Origin of the sequence: Ornithinimicrobium carbonis (assembly GCF_050703245.1) — a bacterium.
Classification (GTDB): Bacteria; Actinomycetota; Actinomycetes; order Actinomycetales; family Dermatophilaceae; genus Ornithinicoccus.
Map to the genome: position 1 here is coordinate 3094477 of NZ_CP192647.1, position 20174 is coordinate 3114650.

Consider the following 20174-nt stretch of genomic DNA (forward strand, 5'->3'; position numbering starts at 1 on the left):
GGGCGTCGTGCCCGGCGGGGCCGTGGTCGGTCCCGGTGCGGTGCCGGGCGGCCGTCCTCCGTCGGTGTGGGTGCTCATCGGTCCACGCCTCCCATCACGGGGTCGATCGAGGCGACGGCGACGATGACGTCGGCGATGAGGCCGCCCTCCGACAGCGCCGACGCGGCTTGCAGGTTGTGGAAGCTGGGGTCGCGGAAGTGCGCCCGGTAGGGCCGGGTGCCGCCGTCGGAGACGACGTGCACGCCGAGCTCGCCCTTGGGCGACTCGATCGCGGCGTAGGCCTGGCCCGGCGGCACCCGGAAGCCCTCGGTGACCAGCTTGAAGTGGTGGATGAGCGCCTCCATGGACTCGCCCATGATGTCCCGGATGTGGTCCAGGCTGTTGCCCTGGCCGTCGGCGCCCACGGACAGCTGGGCGGGCCAGGCGATCTTCTTGTCGGCCACCATCACCGGGTCGCCCTGGCTGGCGCGCAGCCGCTCGATCGCCTGGTCGGCGATCCGCAACGACTGCCAGATCTCGTCGAAGCGGATGACCACGCGGGAGTAGGCGTCGGAGTCGCGACGCGTGACCACGTCGAACTCGTAGGTCTCGTAGCCGCAGTAGGGGTCCAGCTTGCGCAGGTCGTGCGGAAGCCCGGTGGACCGCAGGATCGGGCCGGTGACCCCCAGCGCCATGCACCCGGCCAGCGAGAGGTGGCCGACGTCGACGGTGCGGCCCTTGAAGACCGGGTTCTCCAGGAGCAGCAGCTCCAGCTGGCGGATGCCGCGGCGCAGCTCGGGCAGCTCGGCCTCGAGCTGGTCCAGGTGCTCGGGGAGCACGTCCTGGGCCACCCCGCCGGGGCGCACGTAGGCGTGGTTCATCCGCAGGCCGGAGATGGCCTCCAGGAAGCGCAGGATGCGCTCGCGCTCGCGGAAGCCGGTCGTCATGATCGTGGTGGCTCCCAGCTCCATCCCACCCGTCGCCAGGGCGATGAGGTGGGAGGAGATCCGGTTCAGCTCCATCGTCAGGACCCGGATGTCGCTGGCCCGGCGCGGGATCTGGTCGGTGATGCCGAGCAGCTTCTCCACGGCCAGGCAGTAGGCGGCCTCGTTGAAGATCGGCGTCAGGTAGTCCATCCGGGTGCAGAACGTGGTCCCCTGCACCCAGGTGCGGTACTCCATGTTCTTCTCGATGCCGGTGTGCAGGAAGCCGATGCCCGCGCGTGCCTCGCGGACCGTCTCGCCGTCGAGCTCCAGGACGAGCCGGAGCACGCCGTGGGTCGAGGGGTGCTGCGGGCCCATGTTGACCACGATCCGCTCGGCCCCCAGGGTCGCCACGTCCTTGGCGATCTCGTCCCAGTCCCCCCCGGCTGCGTCGTAGACGGCCCCGCCGTCGACGGAGTCGACGGTCGGGCCGCCCTCGGCGTAGAGGTCGGTCGGTGTCGAGGCCAGGTGCTCGGCGCCCTCGCCGGCCTTGGTGTCGGCCCGGCGGGGGCCGGTGTCGGTGTGGGTGGGGGTCGATGGTCACGAGTAGCTCCTCCGCTGGTCCGGCGCGGGGATGGTGGCGCCCTTGTACTCCACCGGGACCCCGCCGAGCGGGTAGTCCTTGCGCTGGGGGTGGCCGGCCCAGTCGTCCGGCATGAGGATCCTGGTCAGGCCCGGGTGACCGTCGAAGACGATCCCGAACATGTCGAAGGTCTCCCGCTCGTGCCAGTCGTTGCCGGGGTAGATGTCCACGATCGAGGGCACGTGCGGGTCGGCGTCGGGACAGGTGACCTCGAAGCGCACCCGGCGCCCGCCGTTGGTGATCGACAGGAAGTGGTAGACCGCGTGCAGCTCGGCCCCCTCGTGCTCGGGCAGGTGCACGCCGGAGACCCCGGAGCACATCTCGAAGCGCAGGCGGGCGTCGTCGCGCAGCGGCTGGAGCAGCTCGCGCAGGTGCTCGCGCCGGGTGACGAGGGTCAGCTCGCCCCGGTCCACGACGACCCGCTCGATCCCGGCCTCGAACGCCTCCGGTGCCGCGTCGCGCAGGGCGTCGACGACCTCGTCGAAGTAGGAGCCGTAGGGCCGCTCGGCGGCACCCGGGTAGAGGACGGGGGTCTTCAGGCCGCCGTAGCCGCTGGTGTCGGTGCCCAGGGACCCGCCGAACATGCCCCGGCGGGAGGCCACCGGCACCGGTTCGCCCGGCGTCCCGACCCTCGTCGGCACCGCCCCGGCCGCCCCCTCCTGGGCGTGCGTGGTGTCCGCCAGCTGGTCCTCGTCCTGGCGCGGCTGGTGGGCCTCGTCGCGGGTGCTCCCCTCCGCGGGCGGGGTCTTCTCCTCGCTCATGCCAGCAGCCCCTTCATCTCCTGCCGGGGCACCGCGGCCAGCGCGGCGGCCTCGGCCGCCCGCGCCGCCTGCTCGCGGTGCACGCCGAACTTGAACTCCCTGATCTGGCGCTGCAGCTCCAGGATCGCGTTGAGCAGCATCTCGGGGCGGGGCGGACAGCCCGGCAGGTAGATGTCCACCGGGACGATGTGGTCCACGCCCTGGACGATCGCGTAGTTGTTGAACATGCCGCCGGAGCTGGCGCACACGCCCATGGAGATGACCCACTTGGGGTTGGGCATCTGGTCGTAGACCTGGCGCACGACGGGAGCCATCTTCTGGGACACCCGCCCGGCCACGATCATCAGGTCGGCCTGACGGGGGGTCGCGGCGAAGCGCTCCATCCCGAAGCGGGCGATGTCGTAGTCGGGGGTGCCGACGGCCATCATCTCGATGGCGCAGCAGGCCAGCCCGAACGTCGCCGGCCACACCGACTGCTGCCGCAGCTGCCCGGCGAGCCCCTCGACGGTCGAGAGCAGGATGCCGCCGGGAATCTTGTCCTCAAGACCCATCTGTCTCACTCATCCTTCCGCCGGTCGGGGCGCTCGCCCCGGTCACCGGCACCTCGTCGCACCCGCTGACGTCCCTGTCCCTGTCGCTGTCCCTGCTCAGTCCCACTCCAGACCCCCCCTGCTCCACTCGTAGACGAACGGGACGGAGACGACCACGAGGAAGAGCAGCATCGCCAGCACGGAGAAGAGCCCGACCTGGTCGAAGGCGACCGCGAAGGGGTAGAGGAAGAGGACCTCGACGTCGAAGACGATGAAGAGCATGGCGGTCAGGTAGAACTTGATCGGCACCCGGCCCCCCTCGTGGGCCTGGGGGGTGGGCTGGATGCCGCACTCGTAGGCCTCCGCCTTGGCCCGGTTGTACGTCGAGCGCCCCAGCAGCCCACCGCCGAAGACGGACCCGAAGGCGAACAGCAGGCCGAAGAAGAGGAAGAAGAGAACCGGCAGATAGGGGTGGTAGTCCATCAGAGCCAGGACTCCTTTCGGGACGAGCGCGGCGTCGGGCCCGCCCAGGGACGGGGCGGGCTCGCGCCTAGCCTAGTCATGGTCGGGGCGTTCATGCGGCAGGGGTGGCCCGGCTCAGCGCGTTGATGATCCGGTCGTCGAGACCTCCGCCGCGCTCCTGCGGCAGGTTGGCCATGATCTTGAGCAGCAGGCGCATCAGCGCGCGCCGCGGCAGCCCGTAGCGCACGGCCAGCCGCATGATCTCCGGGTTGCCGATGAGCGTGGCGAACTGCTTGCCGAGCATGTAGTAGCCCCCGAGGGACTCCTTCATCACCCCGGGGTAGGACTGCAGCACCGCCTCCCGCTCCCCGGGCGTGGCGCGCGCCAGCGCGGAGGCGACGACCTCGGCCGTGTGCCGCCCCGCCTCCATCGCCTCGGCGATGCCCTCGCCGTTGAACGGGTTGACCATGCCGCCGGCGTCGCCCACGAGCAGGAGCCCCCGGTCGTACAGCGGCTGGCGGTTGAAGCACATCGGCAGGGCGGCACCGCGGATCGGCCCGAGCTGGGTCTCCTCGCCGAACTCCCACTCCGCCGGCATGGTCGCCACCCAGCGACGCATGACGTCCTTGTAGTCGAAGGTGCCGAAGTCCTTGGCGGTGTCCAGGATGCCCAGGCCCACGTTCGCGGTGCCGTCACCCCCGGGAAGATCCATCCGTAGCCCGGCATGAGCACGTCCTGCTGGCCGTCCTCGCCCTTGGCCCACAGCTCGAGCCAGGACTCGATGTACTCGTCGTCGTGGCGCGGCGTCCGGTAGTACGTCCGCACGGCGACCCCCATGGGACGGTCGTCACGCCGGGGCCGGTCCATCGTCAGCGACAGCCGGCTGGAGTTGCCGTCGGCGGCCACCACCAGCTGGGCGCGGAACTCCCGGGTCTGGCCCGTGGGCCGCCCGTCCTCCCCCATGACCTTGGCCCGCACCCCGCAGATGTGGCCGCGGTGGTCGAGCACCGGCTCGGAGACGTTCATCCGCTCCAGGAGCCGGGCGCCGCGGGACTGCGCGTGCCGGGCGAGGATCTCGTCCAGGTCCATCCGGGTGCGGACGAGGCCGTAGGGCGGGAAGGTCGCGTTGCCGGGCCAGTCCAGCTCCATCCGGACGCCGCCGCCGAGCATCCGCAGCCCCTTGGTCCGGTGCCAGCCGTCCTCCTCGCGGATGGACACGCCGAGGCTGATGAGCTCGCGCACCGCCCGGGGGGTCAGGCCGTCCCCGCAGATCTTGTCGCGGGGGAAGGACGCCTTCTCCAGGAGCAGCACGTCCAGCCCGTGCGCAGCCAGGTACGCCGCGGTCGAGGCCCCTCCCGGGCCCGCCCCGACGACGATCACGTCAGCCGTCTCGACCTGTCCACTCACCGTGTCTGCGCCTCGCTTGTGCCGACCTTCACGAACCTGGTCAGTCTAGGTGTCGCCCCTCCGCGCTCCGGGCGAGGGATGCCTGCCTGGAATTAGCGGACGCCGGTATGCCGAAACGCGACCACCGGGCACCGTCACGATCACCGGCAACGGGAACCGCAACGGCGACGGCAAGGCAACGGCAACGGCACCGTCAGCGCTCGAGCACGTCGTCCAGGAGGAGGGGGCGCCGGCGCCGGTGGACGAGCGTGGCGGACTGGGCCAGGAAGAGCTCACCGCAGGCGACGGCGTCGACGACGGCGGAGTGCGCCTGGTAGCGCGGCAGGTGGTGCCGGGTGCGGCAGGTGTGCAGGCGCACCGCACCGGGCCGCATCTCGCTGTGCTGCGCCCCGAGCAGCCGACGTTCCACCTCCAGGGTGTCGACCACCTGCAGGTCGAGCCACGTGCCCAGGACGTCCACCCCGACGTCCTCCAGGAAGGAGGTCTCCACCAGGGCGAAGTGCGCCAGCAGGACCCGCCGGCGGCCGTCCTCGGTGACGAGGGCCCGCAGGACCTGAGGCAGCACCTCAGCCACCGTCGGCTCGCGCGCCAGCCGGTCGTCGGTCAGGCCGTGGACGGTGGCGGAGTCCCCCACGTCACCCCGCGGCCGCACCGGCAGGTGGAGCGCCCCCGCCAGCCGCACCTCGCCCTTGCGGACGGGGACGAGGCCGAAGGAGAGCAGCTCGTGCTTCGCGGGCTGCAGCCCGGTCGTCTCCAGGTCGAGGGCCAGGAGCTCGACGTCGTCCAGCGGCGTGTCGGGCGGGTAGGGAGCAGCCGCCGACAACCGCTCCCACGCCTGGGTGAGGACGGGGTCGAGACCCTCCCGCAGGGGCCCCCGGCGCCGCCCGTTCCCACCGCCACCGACACCGAGCCGTCCGCGCCAGTCGTCCCACCACCCCACCTCAGGTCACCTGCGGCAGCCGGGTGCTCAGCCCGTGCTGCGCCTGCCGCACGATCTGGAAGGCGTCGCGCAGGTGGCGCCGGTCCAGGCTGCTCAGGAGCTCGGGGTCGAGGTGGTTGTCCGGCCGGCGGCCGTCGCGCACCTGCGCGACCTGGTGCTGCAGGCGGAGGTAGGACATCAGCTCGTGCGCGTCGGCCAGGTCGACCGCCGACTCGGCGGCCAGCACTCCGCGGGCACGGGCCGCCGCCAGCCGTGCCCCGGTCGGCAGCGCCGTGGCGCCGGCCCGGAGCGAGTGGATCCGCGCCAGCTGGACGATCGCGGAGATGCCGCGCTTGATGTCCAGCGTGTCGCGGTGCTCCCCGGCGTCCTCGAGCACGAACCCGCGGAAGAATCCGATCGGCGGACGCATCCGCGCGGCCTGCCCTGCCAGGTGCGCCAGCAGCAGGTCCGACCGTGAGCCCATCCGCACGACCTGCTCGCGCAGGCCGGCGACCAGGTCCGCGTCGCCGTGCACCGGACGCATGTCGTAGAAGATGGCCGCCCACAGCACCGCCTCGGGCTGCGGCTCGTGCGCCCAGCGGGCGAACTGGGCCCGCCACTCCGGAACGCGCTTGCGCCACCGCGGGTTGGTGGCCATGACGTCGCCGTCGCAGCGCTCCAGCCCGCAGGCCTCCAGCGCGTCGGTCACCCGGTCGGCCACCGCCGCCCACCACGGGTCCTGCGGGTCCGCCTCCTCCCCCAGGACCATCGCGTGGTCCTGGTCGCCGCGAAGGGTCAGCTCCTCCCGGGCGGCGGACCCCAGGGCCACCCAGGCCCAGGGCGCCGGGGCCGGACCCAGCTCGGCCTGCGCCAGCTCCAGCAGCACGCGCACCGTGACGGCGTCGGTCAGCGCGGTGGCGACCCGGCCGACGTCGGCCGCCGTCGCGTCCTCGCTGACCAGCTGCTCCACGATCCGCGGGATGCGGGCGGCCAGCCCCACGACCGCGCCGACGTCCGGCGCCTTGGCCAGGTCGGTGACCAGGTAGACCGGGTTGGAGCGCTCCAGCCGGACCAGGTCGGTCGTGGTGACCAGGCCCACCACCCGCTCCTCGGCGTCCACCACCGGCAGGTGGTGGATGTTGCGCCCGGTCATCTCGAGCATGACCTCCAGCGCGAGCGCGTCGCTGCTGATCGTCACCGGGTTCAGGGTCATCACCTCGCGGACGGGCCGGTCCGTGGGCGTCCCGGCGGCCACCACGCGGCGGCGCAGGTCCCGGTCGGTGAGGATGCCGACGAGGCGGTCACCCTCCATGACCAGGATCGAGGAGACGCCCGCCTCGGTCATCCGGCGGGCGGCCTCGGCGACGGAGACCTGGGGACCGGTGGCCACCGGTTCCCCGCGGACCAGGTCCCTGACCGCCGTCCGGAAGACCGCCGACCCCGTGCGGGGCTGCTGCAGCTGGCTCAGCGCGGTCCGGATCCTGCCGTGGTGGGTGGCCGCGAAGTGCACGGCCACGGCCGGGTGCTCCTGCGCCAGCTCGTCGAAGTCCGCCTGCGGGAGGGTGATGAGCAGGCTGTCCTCCCGGGCGGTGGCGTCGTAGCGGATCGGTCCGTGCTCCACCAGCGCCGACATGCCGAAGCAGCCCCCCGCCCCGAGCCGGTCCACCAGCCGTCCCTCGTCGGTGATGTCCACCGCACCGCTGCGGACCACCCACAGCCGGTCCCCCCGCCCCCCGGCGTGCAGGATCACGCTGCCCCGGCGGGCGTACCGCAGGGTGCACCGCGCCGGCAGCCGGTCCAGCACCTCCGGCGGCAGCGCGTCGAAGGGCGGGTGCTGGGCCAGGAAGTCCCTGACCTCGGCGAGCTCGACGTCCATGTCGTGCCTCCTCGGCGGTGGTGGGATGTGCGGTCTCAGTCCCCGCCGGCGACGGCGTGGTGGACGGCCACCACGCCGCCGGTGAGGTTGCGCCAGCGCACCTGGCCCCAGCCGGCGTCCCGGATGCGCGCGGCCAGCTCACGCTGGGCAGGCCACGCCTGGATCGACTCGGCCAGGTAGACGTAGGAGTCGGGGTTGGAGCTGACCCGCCGGGCCACCCGCGGCAGGGCCCGCATGAGGTAGTTGCTGTAGACGGTGGAGAAGAGGGGCACGACCGGGGTGGAGAACTCGCAGACCACCAGCCGCGCGCCGGGCCGGGCCACCCGCAGGAACTCGCGGAGCGCCAGGTCGACGTCGGCGACGTTGCGCAGCCCGAAGCTCATCGTCACCACGTCGAAGGAGTCGTCGGCGAAGGGCAGGGACATCGCGTCCGCGGCGGTGAACGGCAGGTCCGGACGACGCCGGTAGCCCTCCCGCAGCATGCCGAGGGAGAAGTCCGCCGGCACGACCTGCACGCCCCGGTCCGCGTAGGGCTCGCTGGAGGTGCCGGTCCCCGCGGCGATGTCCAGGACGCGCTCGCCGGGCGAGGCGTCGACCGCCCTGGCGACGGCCCGCCGCCACAGGTGGTCCATCCCGCCGGACAGCACCGTGTTGGTCAGGTCGTAGCGACGGGCCACGTCGTCGAACATCTCGGCGACCTCGCGGGGCTTCTTCTCCAGGCTGGCGCGGGAGGGGCTCATGGCCCCCATCCTCCCACCACCTACAGTGATCCCTCGTGCCCCCGCCTCCCCCGCGCCTGCGCGCACGATCGGTCGCCGTCGACGTCACCGGCGACCTGCTCACCCGCGTTCCCGACGAGGTCGACCCCCGGGAGGTGGTCTCCTGGCTGCGGGAGGGCGACGGCATGGTCGGGTGGGGCCGGGCCGCGGTGGTGCGCACCCGCGGGCCGGAGCGGTTCACCGCCGCCGAGACGTGGTGGGACGGGGTCCGTCACCGCGCCGAGGTCGAGGACGAGGTGCGCCTGCCCGGCACCGGCCTGGTGGCCTTCGGCTCCTTCGCCTTCTCCCCCGGGTCCGCCGACGACAGCGTCCTCACCGTGCCCCGCACGCTCATCGGTCGCCGCGACGGGCTCGCCTGGGTGACCCAGGTGGTGGTGGACGACGAGCCGTGGCCCACCGGGCACCCGGCCGAGATGCTCGCGCGGACCAACCCGCACCTGGGCCGGCTGGACCCGCTCGTGGAGCTCCCGGGCACGGTGGCGGCGCAGGACTGGCCCCAGGTCGTGGCCCGCGCGGTCCGCCGGATCGGCAGCGGCGTGGTCGACAAGGTCGTCCTCGCCCGGGACGTGGCCGTGCGCCACCGCGACGGCGACGTCGTGCGGGTGGCCCCGGTGCTGGAGCGCCTGCAGGCGCGCTACGGCGCCACGTGGACCTTCGCCGTCGACGGCCTCGTGGGTGCCACGCCCGAGATGCTCGTGCGGCTGCAGGGCGGCCGGGCCCGTTCCCGCGTCCTGGCGGGCACGATCCGGCGCGGGACCCCCGCCCCGGTTCCGGCCGCGGCCCCGGTCCCCACCACCGCCCTGGTACCCGCCCCGGCCCCGGCTCCGACCCCCACCCCGGTTCCCGACCCCACGACGACCGACCACCCCACCGACCCCCGTCTGCGGCTGGTGAGCAGCGTCAAGGACCTCGAGGAGCACGCCTACGCGGTGCGGTCGGTGGCCGACGCCCTGGCTCCGCACTGCACCGACCTGCAGGTCCCCGAGGCGCCCTACGTCCTGGAGCTGCCGGACGTCTACCACCTCGCCAGCGACCTCACCGGCCGCATGGTCAGCGGAGCCACCTCCCTGCGCCTGGCCTGCGCGCTGCACCCCTCGGCCGCCGTCTGCGGGACGCCCACGCCGGCCGCCGCCACCCTCATCGAGGAGCTGGAGGGGATGGACCGCGGACGCTACGCGGGTCCCGTCGGCTGGGTGGACGGGTCCGGGGACGGCGACTGGGGGATCGCCCTGCGCTGCGGCGAGCTGGCCCCCGACCGCCGCTCGCTGCGCATCTTCGCCGGGGGCGGGATCGTGGCCGCCTCCGACCCGCAGGCCGAGCTCGCCGAGACCGAGGTCAAGCTGACCGCGATGCGGCACGCCCTGGGCCTGCTCCCGGAGCCGTCGTGACGCTGCGGCTGCGTCCTCCCGGGCCCGGGGACGAGGCCGCGGCCCGCGCCCTGCACGAGGAGCTGCGCTCCGACGGCTTCAGCTTCCTGCTCGCCGACGGGACCTGGGAGGAGGTGCTGGCGGCCTGCGCCCGGGACGCCGCCGGCACCGACCTTCCGCCCGGTCGGGTCCCGGCCGACTTCCTGCTCGCCGAGGTCGACGGCCAGGTCGTCGGGCGCGTCTCGGTCCGGCACCGGCTGACCCCGACCCTGCTGGAGCACGGGGGACACGTGGGGTATGCCGTGGGCCCGCAGTTCCGCAGGCGCGGCCACGCCACCGAGATCCTGCGCAGTCGGTCGCCCGCCTGCGCGACCTCGGGGTGGAGCGCGTCCTGGTCACCTGTGACGACGACAACGCCGGTTCGGCCCGGGTGGTCGAGGCGTGCGGAGGGGTTCTGGAGGACGTCCGCACCGTGGCCGGGCACCCGCCCGCCCGGCGCTACTGGATCACGACCTGACCCGCTGGTCTCGCATGACGGGGGCCAGGACCGCCATGACCAGCAGGAAGCCGACGACGAGGAAGAGCGCCCGGTCCAGCCCCACCAGCTCGGCGAGAAGGCCGATCGTCGGCGCCCCGAACAGGAAGGCCCCGTAGGCGATCGTCGACACCACGGTGATCGCCCGGTTGCCCCGCCCGGGGACCTCGCCCGCCGCCGACATCGCGGCCGGGAAGATCGTGGAGACCCCCAGGCCCCACAGCAGCCCCCCGACCAGGGCCAGGCTCGTCGAGGGCACGAGGGTGACGACCAGGATGCCGGTCGCCGCCAGCACGCCTCCCGCCCGCACCACGACCGCCCGCCCGAAGCGGTCGATGGTCGGCCCGCCGACCAGCCGGCCGATCGTCATCGTGAGGTTGAAGGCCGTGAGCGCCAGGGCCCCGAATGCCTCGGGGGCCCCCTGGACGTCGACGAGCAGCAGGGCGAGCCAGTCGTTGGCCGATCCCTCCGCCAGGGCCGCAGCCAGGCAGACCAGGCCGATGAGGATCTCCAGCCGGGTGACCCCGCGGCGGACCGGCCGCTCGCCCCCGGCCGGCGACGGGTCGTCCTGCTCCTGCCCCACGCTCTCCCGGACGAAGCGGACGGCTCCCAGCACCCCCGCGACCGCGGCGACCACCGCCAGCACCGGGAGCTGGACCAGACCGACCCCGAGCCAGGCCAGCAGCGCGCCCGTCCCCGAGCCCAGGACGGCACCGCCGGAGAAGCCCGCGTGGAAGTAGGGCATCCACGAGCGTCCCCGCTGCTGCTCGACGTGGGTCGCCTGGATGTTCATCGCCACGTCCCAGATGCCGACGCCACCCCGGTGACGACCAGGGTGCCCATGAGCACTGCCGCGGAGGGAGCCAGCGCGACCGCGCCCCAGCCGGCGCACCCGACGACCACGGCGAGGAGCACGACGCGACGGCTGCCGAAGCGGTCGACCAGCCGCCCGGTGAACGGCATCGCCAGCAGGGACCCCAGACCCATGCCCATGAGCGCCAGGCCCAGCTGGGCCTTGTCCACGCCCAGCGCGTCCCGGACGGCCGGGACCCGCGCCAGCGCCTGGCCCATGACGAAGCCGGCGGCCGCGAAGACGACCATGACGCCCAGGACCGACCCGCGGGCGGGCTGCCCGGCGTCCCGGGGCGGCTCTCGGTCCTGCATCGACCGTCGGTCCTCGGCCGACCGGTCTGGTCCGCTCGTCCGCGAGCCGGCGGCGGCCGGGACGGTGCGGGGGTCGTCGGCGGGCATGGCTGTCCTCTCGTGCGGCGACGCAGGAGGCCGCGACGTCGGGGGCGTGGGGCGCGACGTCGACGGCGCGCGGTGGTGGGGTGCCGGGGAGCGGGGAGACCGGGTCGCCGGGACCGCGGGCGGCCGCGGAGAAAACCCCTGGCTCGTCACCACCCTACGACGCCACACTGGGCCGGTGGACATCGACGCACGCCTTCTCGACCTCACCCGCGAGGACCTCCCCCGGGTCCAGGAGCTGGACACGCTGGTCTGGTTCGAGGTCGTGCCGGGGACCGAGCCGGAGGAGCTGGTCCACCACCTGGACCTGCGGCACGCGCGGGCGCTGGAGCGGACCGGACCGGCCCTGCCCGGAGAGCCGGAGCGGGACCGGCCGCCGCTCGTCGGCGTCTACAGCGCCTACGACCTGCGCCTGACCGTGCCCGCTCCCGGCGACCGTCTGCGCACGGTGCCCGTCGACGGGCTCACCTGGGTCGGCGTCCACCCGGACGCCCGCCGCCAGGGGCTGCTCACCCGGATGATGCGCGACCACCTGCACCGGGTGCACGAGCGCGGCGAGGCGGTCGCCGGGCTGCACGCCTCCGAGCCGGCCATCTACGGGCGCTTCGGCTACGGCTCGGCCAGCCTGGACGTCAAGCTGGTGCTCGACCGCGGTCAGGAGCTGCGCGTCCCGGATGAGCTCGGGACCGCCGCGGACGCGGTCGAGACCCACCTGGTGACCCTGCCCACCCCCGAGGGGACCGCCGCGCTGCACGAGGCCCACCTGGCGTGCGCCGCCACCAGCCTGGGGGCGGTGACCCGCCCCGACGCCTTCGCGGCGACCTGGTACCGCGACGTGCCCAAGGCCCGCGGCAGCAAGGAGCCCCGTCGCCTCCTGCTCGCCCGCCGCGACGGTGCCCTCACGGGGTATGCCGTGCTCCGCCGGGAGAGCAGGTGGGAGGACGAGCGGTCCCGGGGCGAGGTGACCGTCGACGAGCTGGGCGCCACCGACCACGCGAGCCTGCTCGCCCTGGTCCGGCGTCTCGTCGACCTGGACCTGACCACGAAGGTGACCCTCCGGGCGCGCTCGGTCGACGACCCGGTGCTGTGGTGGTGCGGCGGCCCCCGGTCGGTCGGCGTCGTGGCGATCGACAGCCTGTGGCTGCGGCTCGTGGACGTCCCCCGGGCGCTGGCCGAGCGGGGGTACGCGGCCCCCGCCGACCTCGTGCTGGAGGTGGTCGACGAGCTGTGCCCCTGGAACGCCGGTCGCTGGCGGCTCACGGTGGACGGCTCGGGGGCGGCGACCTGCGAGCCGGCCGCCGGAGGGAGCGCGCCCGACGTGGTCCTGCCCGTGGCCGCCCTCGGCGCGGCCTACGCCGGTGGCCGGACGATCGCGGCGCAGGTGCCCACCCTGGGCGTGCGGGAGCTGCGTCCGGGCGCGGTCCGCCAGCTCTCCCGGGCGATGCGTGGCGACACCGAGCCGGTGGGGGCCATCGGCTTCTGACCGGCCACCCTGAGCGGACAGGAGCGACAGGAGGGGACGGCACCCGGCTCGGCCGGGAGGGTCAGCCCCCGTCTCGGGGCGGGGCACCCGTCTCGGGCGGACGCCACCCGGCTCGGGCGGCCACCCGGCTCAGGCGGTCGGACCGGCCTCGGGCGGGCGGGTCGGCCGCAGCAGGTCGTGGAGGCGTCGGTGGCCGGAGCGGTCGACCGGCACCTCGAGCACCCGGATCCCCTCCGCGGGCCGGCGCAGCAGCTCGGCGAGGTCCTCGACGGTGGCGGCCCGGTGGTGCTCGACGTGGTGGGCGGCGCAGAGGGCCGACAGGTCCGTGCCGTGCGGGGTTCCGAAGAGACGCTCCGTGGCGGCCCCGGCTCCCGGGGTCGCCGACCGGGCCGGGTCGCCGTACTCCAGCGTGGAGAAGATGCCGCCACCGTCGTCGTTGACGACCACGACCGTCAGGTCGGGACGGGGCTCCCCCGTGCCGACCAGCAGCCCGTTGACGTCGTGGAGGAAGGTCAGGTCGCCCATCAGTGCCACGGTGCGTCCGACGGGACCGGCAGTGCCTCTCCAGCTGGCAGGCCGGGGGGCATGGTCCCGGTCGCGGCCGCCGCCGGCCCCGCGCACGGCGAGCGCCACCCCGACCGCGGCGGACACCGTCCCGTCGATGCCGGCCAGCCCCCGGCCCGAGACCACCCGGGGGGCACCTCTCTGCTCGAGCAGGCCGAGCCCGGTCGCCAGGTCGCGCGGCCCGTTGGAGGACCCCAGCACCAGCACGTCCGCGTCCCCCAGCGAGGCCGCCACGGTCGCGGCGACGGCCGGTCCCGACGGGCGGTCCGGGTCCGCGAGCACGGCCGCCCGGACGCCTCCGGTCAGCGCCTCCCCCAGGCCCACCCAGTCCCGCACCCACGCCTCCGCGCCCGGGGCCCGCTCCGGCGGCGTGCGCAGCACCTCCGGTCCGTGCACCACCTGCACGACGTGCGAGGGATCGGTCCACGCCGGGACCGCGGAGACCTGCTCGACGACGACGCCGGGCAGCCGCAGCAGCGCCGCGAGCTCGCGGAACAGGGTCAGCCGTCCCACCCACACGACCCGGTCCGGCCGCAGCCCGGGGTCGGCGGCGGCACGGGCGGCGACCACCGGCGGGTGCCGGACCACGTGCCCTCCGGTGGCCAGCACCCCGAACGGCTCGGCCAGGACCGGCCACCCGGCCCGGCCCGCCCAGTCCAGCGCCGCCCGCGTCAGCTCCGGGTCGGGCAGGTCACCGACCAGGACGAGCGTGCGTCCGCCCGGACCCACCTGCTCACCGGGCGGTGCCACCCGCACCCACGGGCCGCCGTGCGGCCGGCCGTCGAGCGGCTCGGGCCACCCGTCGTCCTCGAGGGCGGGCGCGAGGGGGTCGCGCAGCCCCACGTTCAGGTGCACCGGGCCGCGCCTGGACCACCCGGCCACCGCGCCGGGGTCGAGCGCCGCGGCCAGGGCCCGGCACACCGACGAGCGCCAGTGCGCCACCTGACCGGCACGCCGCTCCGGCGCGGGCAGGTCGACCTCGTGGCGCAGCGCACCGCCGAACATGCCCGGCTGCACCGTGGTCTGGTTGGCCCCCGTCCCCCGCAGCTCGGCCGGCCGGTCGGCGGAGAGCACCACGAGCGGGACGCCGCCGTGGTGCGCCTCCAGCACCGCCGGGTGCAGGTTGGCCACGGCCGTGCCCGAGGTGGTCACCACGGGGACCGCCCGGGCCGAGGCGCGCGCCATACCCAGGGCCAGGAAGGCGGCGGAGCGCTCGTCCACGCGCACGTGCAGCCGCAGCCGACCGGCTCGGTCGGCCTCCTCGAGGGCGTAGGCCAGCGGCGCGGAGCGCGACCCGGGACACAGCACCGCCTCGCGCACCCCGCCGCGCACCAGCTCGTCGACGAGGACGGTGGCCAGGGCCGTGGAGGGGTGCACGGGGCGATCCTGCCACGGGCCCCGCGCGCCCCAGTAGAGTGACCGACCATGGCCTCCGACTTCGACATCGAGCTCAAGGACGCCGTCCTCCCGCTCGTCCTTGCGCTCGACGTGGGCTCCACCGCCAGCCGGGGCGCCGTCTACGACGCGCACGGCCGCCCCGTCGGGAAGCGGGCCAAGGTCGCGCACTCCTTCACCACCGCCCCCGACGGCACGTCGGAGATCGACCCCGACCAGATCGTCGAGGAGGTCACCACCCTTCTCGACCAGCTGGTCGAGGCGCTCGACGACACCCCCGTCGCCGGCGTCGCGCTCGACACCTTCGCCTCCTCGATGGTCGTCGTCGACGAGGACGGCCGGCCGCTGACCCCGTGCTTCACCTACGCCGACTCCCGCTGCGCCGACCACGTCGCCGCCCTGCGGGTCGAGCTGGACGAGGAGGCCCTGCAGCAGCGGACCGGCACCCGGGTGCACGCCAGCTACTGGCCGGCCCGGCTGCGCTGGCTGGCCGAGGAGCGCCCCGAGGTCACCGCGCAGGCCGCCCGCTATCTCTCCCTCGGCGACCACGTGCTGCACCGCCTCACCGGCACGCTGGGGACGGGCACCTCCAGCGCCGCCTGGACCGGGATGGTGGACGCCGGCACACGGCCGACTGGTACCCCGAGCTGGCCGAGATCGTCGGCATCACCACCGACCAGCTGCCGCCCATCCACCACCTCGACCAGCCGCTGCAGGTGGAGGAGCGCCGGGCGGGCAAGATCGCCAAGCGCTGGCCCAACCTCCAGGACGCCGCCTGGTACGCCACGATCACCGACGGCCTGGCCGCCAACGTCGGCCTCGGCGCCTACGACGAGACGGCCATGGGGGCCTCCTGCGCCACCTCCGGAGCCCTGCGGGTGCTGGTCCAGGAGATGCCCGACGAGCTGCCGCCCGGCCTGTGGTGCTACCGGGTCTCGCACGACCGGGCGCTGGTCGGCGGCGCGCTCAACGACGTCGGGCGCGCGCTGGCCTGGGCCGACGTGACCCTCGCGGTCGACCAGATCGACGATGACGAGCTGTCGGCGGCGCTCCTGGCCGAGCCGCACGAGACCACCCCGCTGGTGCTGCCGTTCTTCACCGGTGAGCGCAGCACCGGCTGGGGGCGGCCGACGCGCGTGCCGTGGTCGTCGGGGTGTCCGCGGGGTCGGCGCCGGTGGAGGTCTACCGCGGCGTCGTCGAGGGGATCGCCCTGTCCTACGCCCGGATCGTCAGCCAGCTGCGGGAGGTGGCCCCGCAGCCGGAGCGGCTCTTCGCCGGCGGCAGCGTGACCACCGACCACCCCGAGCTGCTGCAGGTGATGGCGGACGCGATGCGCACCCCGGTCACCCCGGTGCGCATCAAGCGCACGACCCTGCACGGCACCGCGCTGCTGGCCCTGGAGTCCCTCGCCCCGGACGTGCGCCGCGCCCGGCCGGACCGGGGACGGGCCCTGACGCCGGACTACAACCGGCGGCGCTACTACACCGACCGCTTCCAGCGGTTCGAGCGGGTCTACGACGCGCTCTTCGGCTGATCCGTGAGCGTGCGCTCGCTGGCCGACGACCTGCGGGGACGCAGCGACGAGGAGCTGGCCGCCCTCCTGCGGGCACGGCCCGACCTGGCCCGGCCCACCCCCGCCGACGTCACCACCCTCGCCGCCCGTGCGACCACCCTGGCGAGCGTGCGGCGGGCCCTGGACCACCTCGACCTGGCCCACCTGCAGGCACTGGAGGCCGTCGTGGTGGCGGCACCGGCCGGGCCCGCGGAGGTCGCCGCGCTGCTGGGCACCTCCGCCGAGCGGGCCGAGGCCCTGACCGGCCGGCTGCGGACGCTGGCCCTGTGCTGGATCTCCGCCGACGGCCTGCTGCCCGCCCGGCCCGTCCTGGAGGTCGTCGGCGACCCGGCGGGGCTGGCGGCGGCCGACGTCCGCCCCTCCCCCGGGGTGAGCGCCGACCCCGACGGTGCGCTGGCGGACCTCGACCCGCCCGGACGCCAGCTGCTGGACGCCCTCACCTGGGGACCGGCCGTCGGCACGCTCCCGCAGGACCCGGACGCGCCGATGGCCACGGCCGCACGGTCGCTCGTGGAGGCCGGTCTGCTCGTCCGGCAGGACGAGGCGCGCACGTGGTCCTGCCCCGCGTGCTGGCCCTGCGGCTGCGGGAGGGCCGCCTGCACCGCCACCCGGCCCCGGAGCCGCCCGCCGTGGAGACGACCGGGCTGGACCAGGAGGTCGTCGACGCCGCCGCGGGCGGCCGGGCCGGGGACCTGCTGGTCCTGGTGACCGAGGTGCTGGACCGGTGGGGCGCCCGGCCACCGCGGGTGCTGCGCTCCGGCGGGCTGGCCGTGCGCGACCTCACCCGGCTGGCCGCCCACCTGGAGGTGGGCCAGGACGAGACGGCCTGGCTGCTGGAGACGGCGCTGGCGGCCGGCCTGGTCGCGGCCGACGACGGTGGTCCGCGGGGCACGGGCGAGCCGGCCTGGGTGCCGACCACGGCCGCCGACGACTGGCTCGAGGCCGGCGCGGGAGCCCGGTGGGCTGCCCTGGCCGCCGCCTGGTGGTCGATGCCCGCCGCTCCCAGCCTGGTGACCTCCGGGGACGCGGGGCGGGTCAACGCCCTGTCCGTGCACACGTCATACCCCCTGGGGCGCGTGCGCCGGCACGACGCGCTGGCGGCGCTGGCCACCCTGCCGGCGGGGTCGGCACCCACCCTGGACGGGCTGACCGAGCTGCTGCGCTGGCGGCACCCGCTGCGCACCGCCCGGGCGGCGGACCTGGGACCGGGGCTGGAGGTGGTGGCCCGGGAGGCGGAGTGGGCCGGCGTCACCGGCCGGGGCGCCCTCGGCGGCCCGGGCCGTGCGGTGGTGACCGGCGACGACCCCGCCCGGGTGGCCGCCCTGATGGAGCCGCTCGTCCCGCCCGCGGTCGACCACGTCCTGCTGCAGGCGGACCTGACGGCGGTGGCGCCCGGCCGCCTGGACGGCCCGGTGCGCTCGCTGCTGCAGGTCGTCAGCGACGTGGAGTCCCGCGGCGGTGCCAGCGTGCACCGGTTCAGCGAGACGAGCGTGCGCCGGGCGCTGGACCTGGGCTGGTCGGCGGACCGGGTGCTCGCCGAGCTGGCCGACGCCTCGCGCACCGGGGTGCCGCAGCCTCTCGACTACCTGGTGCGGGACGTGGCCCGGCGCCACGGCCAGGCGCGGGTGGGCGCCTGCGCGGCCTACCTGCGCTCCGACGACCCCGCCCTGCTGGACCGGATCGAGCGCGACCGGGCACTGGGGATGCTGCAGTGGCGGCGGATCGCGCCCAGCGTGCTGGTCAGCCCGGTGCCGGCGCCCACGGTCGTCGACCTCCTGCGCGAGCAGCAGTACGGCCCCCTCGTCGAGGGTGGCGACGGCGGGCTGGAGGTGTCGACGACGACGGCGCGGCGCACGTCGCCGCGCACCTCCTCCCCCGTGCGAGTCAGCAGCGTGGACGACCAGGTCGCCCGGCAGGTCGTGGCCCAGCTCCGCAGGGGCGAGGTGCTGCGGCCCCGACGCGTCGGTGGCGAGGGTGAGGGGCTCGACGCCGACGGGACGGAGGGGCTCGGCGGACCCGCCGGTCTCGGTGGACCCGGTGGGCGCGGAGGGCACGGGCGCAGGCGCCTTCGGGCGCACCGCCGACCCGGTCGTCGTGGCCGCGGTCCTGCGCGAGGCGGTCGCCGACGGGGTCGCGGTGCGGATCGGGTATGCCGACGACGCCGGCGGGGTGGGCACCCACCTCGTCCGGCCGCTGGCCGTCGAGGCCGGCCGGCTGCGGGCCGGGGTCGGCGACGGGGACGCCCGGCGCACCTTCCTGCTGCACCGGATCACCGGGGTGGCCCCGGCGGACTGAGCCGTCGAGGACACCGCCGTCGAGGTGACGGACCGGATCCCGCTGGTCCGGTCGCGTGCCGGCTCGGGCGTGACACGCTCGCGGCCGGCCGGACCTTTCCGTGCTCGGCCTCGCGCTGCTCGCGCTGGCGACCTCGTCACGTGCTCCGCTGAGATCGGCACCCGTGCCCGCCGGTCGTCGGCGACGGGGTCCTCACCCGGTGCCTGCCGTGCCGGACGGCGCCGCGCGCTCGGGGAACGCCCCCTCGGCGCGCGGATGCGCTCGTTGAGCTCGGCGAGATACTGCTGCTCGTCGAAGTCGAGCGGGACCTCCGCGCCGAGCCAGCTCGAGAGGTGGATGGCGTTGGCGAGGCGGACGCCGTTGATGCCGTCGCTGCCCGGGGCGAGCAGCGGGGTGCCGTCGAGGACGTTCGCGGCGAAGTTCTCCAGCACACCGGCGTGCTGCGCACCCCAGGGGGAATCGAACCGGATGACCTCGTCCGAGTAGTAGTCGGCGGGGTCCATCTCCCCCATGAAGAGCTTGCGGACCGCCTCCATGTCCATGGACTCGGACAGCTCGCGCTCGTCCTTCACCAGGCGGCTGACCGTGGCTGTCTGCGAGCCCTCGACGACGATCTTGCCGCGGTCGCCGAGGATCTCGAACCGGTCGGTCCCCACGATGTCGTGCGTGGCCGTGACGAAGACGCCGGTGACGCCGTCCCCGAAGTCGACGACGGCGGTGACCTCGTCCTCGACGGCGATGTCGCGGCGGAAGCCGTAGCCGACCTTCGCGAACACCGACGTCGGCACGCCGCAGATCCACTGCCACAGGTCGAGCTGGTGGGGCGCCTGGTTCACCAGGACGCCCCCTCCCTCCCCGCCCCAGGTGGCCCGCCAGTCGCTCTGGTCGTAGTAGCCCTGCGGGCGCCACCACGTGGTGATGATCCAGTTCGTGCGGCGGATCGCGCCGATCTCGCCGGCGTCGACGATCTCCTTGATGCGCCGGTAGAGGGGGTTGTTGCGCTGGTTGAACATGATGCCGAAGGTCAGCTCCGGCCGCGTCGTCGCGTAGTCGATGAGCTCGGTGACCTGCGCGGTGTAGACCCCGGCCGGCTTCTCCACCAGGGCGTGGATGCCGGCGCGCAGCGCGGCGATGCCCATCTCCGGGTGGAGGTAGTGCGGAACGCACGTGACGACGGCGTCCACCGTCCCGCTGGCGAGCATCTCGGTGTAGTCCGTGAAGAACGGGACGCCCGGGTACGCCGTCGCGGCGGCCTGCTCCTTCGTGGCGTCGATGTCGGCGATGGCGCCGATCTCCATGTTGGGGACCGTGCCCTGGTCGATGAAGCTCGCGTACATCGAGCCCTGGGCACCTAGCCCGATGATGCCGAGACGGACCTTGTCAGCCATGGTGAGCTCCTCCTGGTGGTGTCGTCAGGCCCGTCCGACCGTGCTGC

Annotated in this window: 17 protein-coding genes and 2 pseudogenes; 7 read left to right on the forward strand and 12 right to left on the reverse strand. The window is 74.8% G+C overall.

Features of this window, described 5'->3' with window-relative positions; all coding sequences use genetic code 11:
• Positions 1–74: 74 nt before the first annotated feature.
• The 8 genes and pseudogenes from ACQ95T_RS15560 to ACQ95T_RS15595 form a co-directional block, all read right to left on the reverse strand.
• Entirely contained in the window at positions 75–1430 is a 1356-nt protein-coding gene (locus ACQ95T_RS15560) for an NADH-quinone oxidoreductase subunit D (RefSeq protein ID WP_431473843.1), read from the reverse strand.
• Positions 1431–1502: 72 nt separating this feature from the next.
• Positions 1503–2306, reverse strand: a complete 804-nt coding sequence (locus ACQ95T_RS15565) for an NADH-quinone oxidoreductase subunit C (protein WP_425943131.1) — start codon at positions 2304–2306, stop codon at positions 1503–1505.
• Entirely contained in the window at positions 2303–2857 is a 555-nt protein-coding gene (locus ACQ95T_RS15570; RefSeq protein WP_425943132.1) for a NuoB/complex I 20 kDa subunit family protein, read from the reverse strand. Before ACQ95T_RS15570 ends, ACQ95T_RS15565 begins: the two co-directional genes overlap by 4 nt.
• Positions 2858–2953: 96 nt before the next feature.
• A complete protein-coding gene (locus ACQ95T_RS15575) occupies positions 2954–3319 on the reverse strand; it encodes an NADH-quinone oxidoreductase subunit A (RefSeq protein WP_425943133.1) in 366 nt (121 codons plus the stop codon).
• A 91-nt stretch (positions 3320–3410) separates the two neighbouring features.
• A pseudogene (locus ACQ95T_RS15580) lies at positions 3411–4705 on the reverse strand (geranylgeranyl reductase family protein).
• 193 nt (positions 4706–4898) lie between these two features.
• On the reverse strand, positions 4899–5645 hold the full coding sequence (locus ACQ95T_RS15585) for an exonuclease domain-containing protein (RefSeq protein WP_425943135.1): 747 nt from the start codon (positions 5643–5645) through the stop codon (positions 4899–4901).
• Between the two features lies 1 nt (position 5646).
• Positions 5647–7500: a DUF294 nucleotidyltransferase-like domain-containing protein gene (locus tag ACQ95T_RS15590; RefSeq protein WP_431473074.1), complete on the reverse strand. Its 1854-nt coding sequence runs from the start codon at positions 7498–7500 to the stop codon at positions 5647–5649.
• Positions 7501–7535: 35 nt separating this feature from the next.
• Positions 7536–8240 carry a demethylmenaquinone methyltransferase gene (locus tag ACQ95T_RS15595; protein WP_425943137.1) on the reverse strand — a complete coding sequence of 235 codons (705 nt, stop codon included), beginning with the start codon at positions 8238–8240 and terminating at the stop codon, positions 7536–7538.
• A 35-nt stretch (positions 8241–8275) separates the two neighbouring features.
• On the opposite strand from ACQ95T_RS15595, the gene ACQ95T_RS15600 reads away from it, so the two are divergent.
• Complete coding sequence (locus ACQ95T_RS15600) at positions 8276–9667, forward strand: isochorismate synthase (RefSeq protein WP_425943138.1); 1392 nt, start codon at positions 8276–8278, stop codon at positions 9665–9667.
• 358 nt (positions 9668–10025) lie between these two features.
• Entirely contained in the window at positions 10026–10163 is a 138-nt protein-coding gene (locus ACQ95T_RS15605) for a GNAT family N-acetyltransferase (RefSeq protein WP_431473075.1), read from the forward strand.
• Here ACQ95T_RS15605 and ACQ95T_RS15610 read toward each other — a convergent pair.
• Together ACQ95T_RS15610 and ACQ95T_RS15615 are read right to left on the reverse strand one after the other, a co-directional pair.
• Complete coding sequence (locus tag ACQ95T_RS15610; RefSeq protein ID WP_431473844.1) at positions 10153–10974, reverse strand: MFS transporter; 822 nt, start codon at positions 10972–10974, stop codon at positions 10153–10155. The genes ACQ95T_RS15605 and ACQ95T_RS15610 overlap by 11 nt on opposite strands.
• The gene (locus ACQ95T_RS15615) at positions 10971–11432 is read right to left on the reverse strand and encodes an MFS transporter (protein ID WP_431473076.1); all 462 of its coding nucleotides are present in this window, start codon (positions 11430–11432) and stop codon (positions 10971–10973) included. Before ACQ95T_RS15615 ends, ACQ95T_RS15610 begins: the two co-directional genes overlap by 4 nt.
• A gap of 175 nt (positions 11433–11607) precedes the next feature.
• Between ACQ95T_RS15615 and ACQ95T_RS15620 the strand changes: the two genes are divergently transcribed.
• Positions 11608–12912: a GNAT family N-acetyltransferase gene (locus tag ACQ95T_RS15620; protein ID WP_431473077.1), complete on the forward strand. Its 1305-nt coding sequence runs from the start codon at positions 11608–11610 to the stop codon at positions 12910–12912.
• Between the two features lie 129 nt (positions 12913–13041).
• On the opposite strand, the gene menD is transcribed toward ACQ95T_RS15620, so the two are convergent.
• Positions 13042–14853 (reverse strand): 2-succinyl-5-enolpyruvyl-6-hydroxy-3-cyclohexene-1-carboxylic-acid synthase, encoded by a 1812-nt coding sequence (gene menD / locus ACQ95T_RS15625; RefSeq protein ID WP_431473078.1) that lies wholly within the window; start codon positions 14851–14853, stop codon positions 13042–13044.
• A gap of 48 nt (positions 14854–14901) precedes the next feature.
• Here menD and ACQ95T_RS15630 point away from each other — a divergent pair, with 48 nt between their 5' ends.
• The 4 genes from ACQ95T_RS15630 to ACQ95T_RS15645 all read left to right on the forward strand — a co-directional run bounded on the left by ACQ95T_RS15630 (position 14902) and on the right by ACQ95T_RS15645 (position 18891).
• Positions 14902–15876, forward strand: a complete 975-nt coding sequence (locus tag ACQ95T_RS15630) for an FGGY family carbohydrate kinase (protein ID WP_431473079.1) — start codon at positions 14902–14904, stop codon at positions 15874–15876.
• Between the two features lie 148 nt (positions 15877–16024).
• A complete protein-coding gene (locus ACQ95T_RS15635; protein ID WP_431473080.1) occupies positions 16025–16405 on the forward strand; it encodes an FGGY-family carbohydrate kinase in 381 nt (126 codons plus the stop codon).
• 3 nt (positions 16406–16408) lie between these two features.
• Entirely contained in the window at positions 16409–17152 is a 744-nt protein-coding gene (locus ACQ95T_RS15640; protein ID WP_431473081.1) for a hypothetical protein, read from the forward strand.
• 617 nt (positions 17153–17769) lie between these two features.
• Positions 17770–18891 (forward strand): helicase-associated domain-containing protein, encoded by a 1122-nt coding sequence (locus ACQ95T_RS15645; RefSeq protein ID WP_431473845.1) that lies wholly within the window; start codon positions 17770–17772, stop codon positions 18889–18891.
• A 222-nt stretch (positions 18892–19113) separates the two neighbouring features.
• On the opposite strand, the pseudogene ACQ95T_RS15650 reads toward ACQ95T_RS15645, so the two are convergent.
• Positions 19114–20127 (reverse strand): annotated as a pseudogene (locus tag ACQ95T_RS15650) (Gfo/Idh/MocA family protein); the annotation flags it as partial.
• Positions 20128–20174 lie beyond the last annotated feature (47 nt).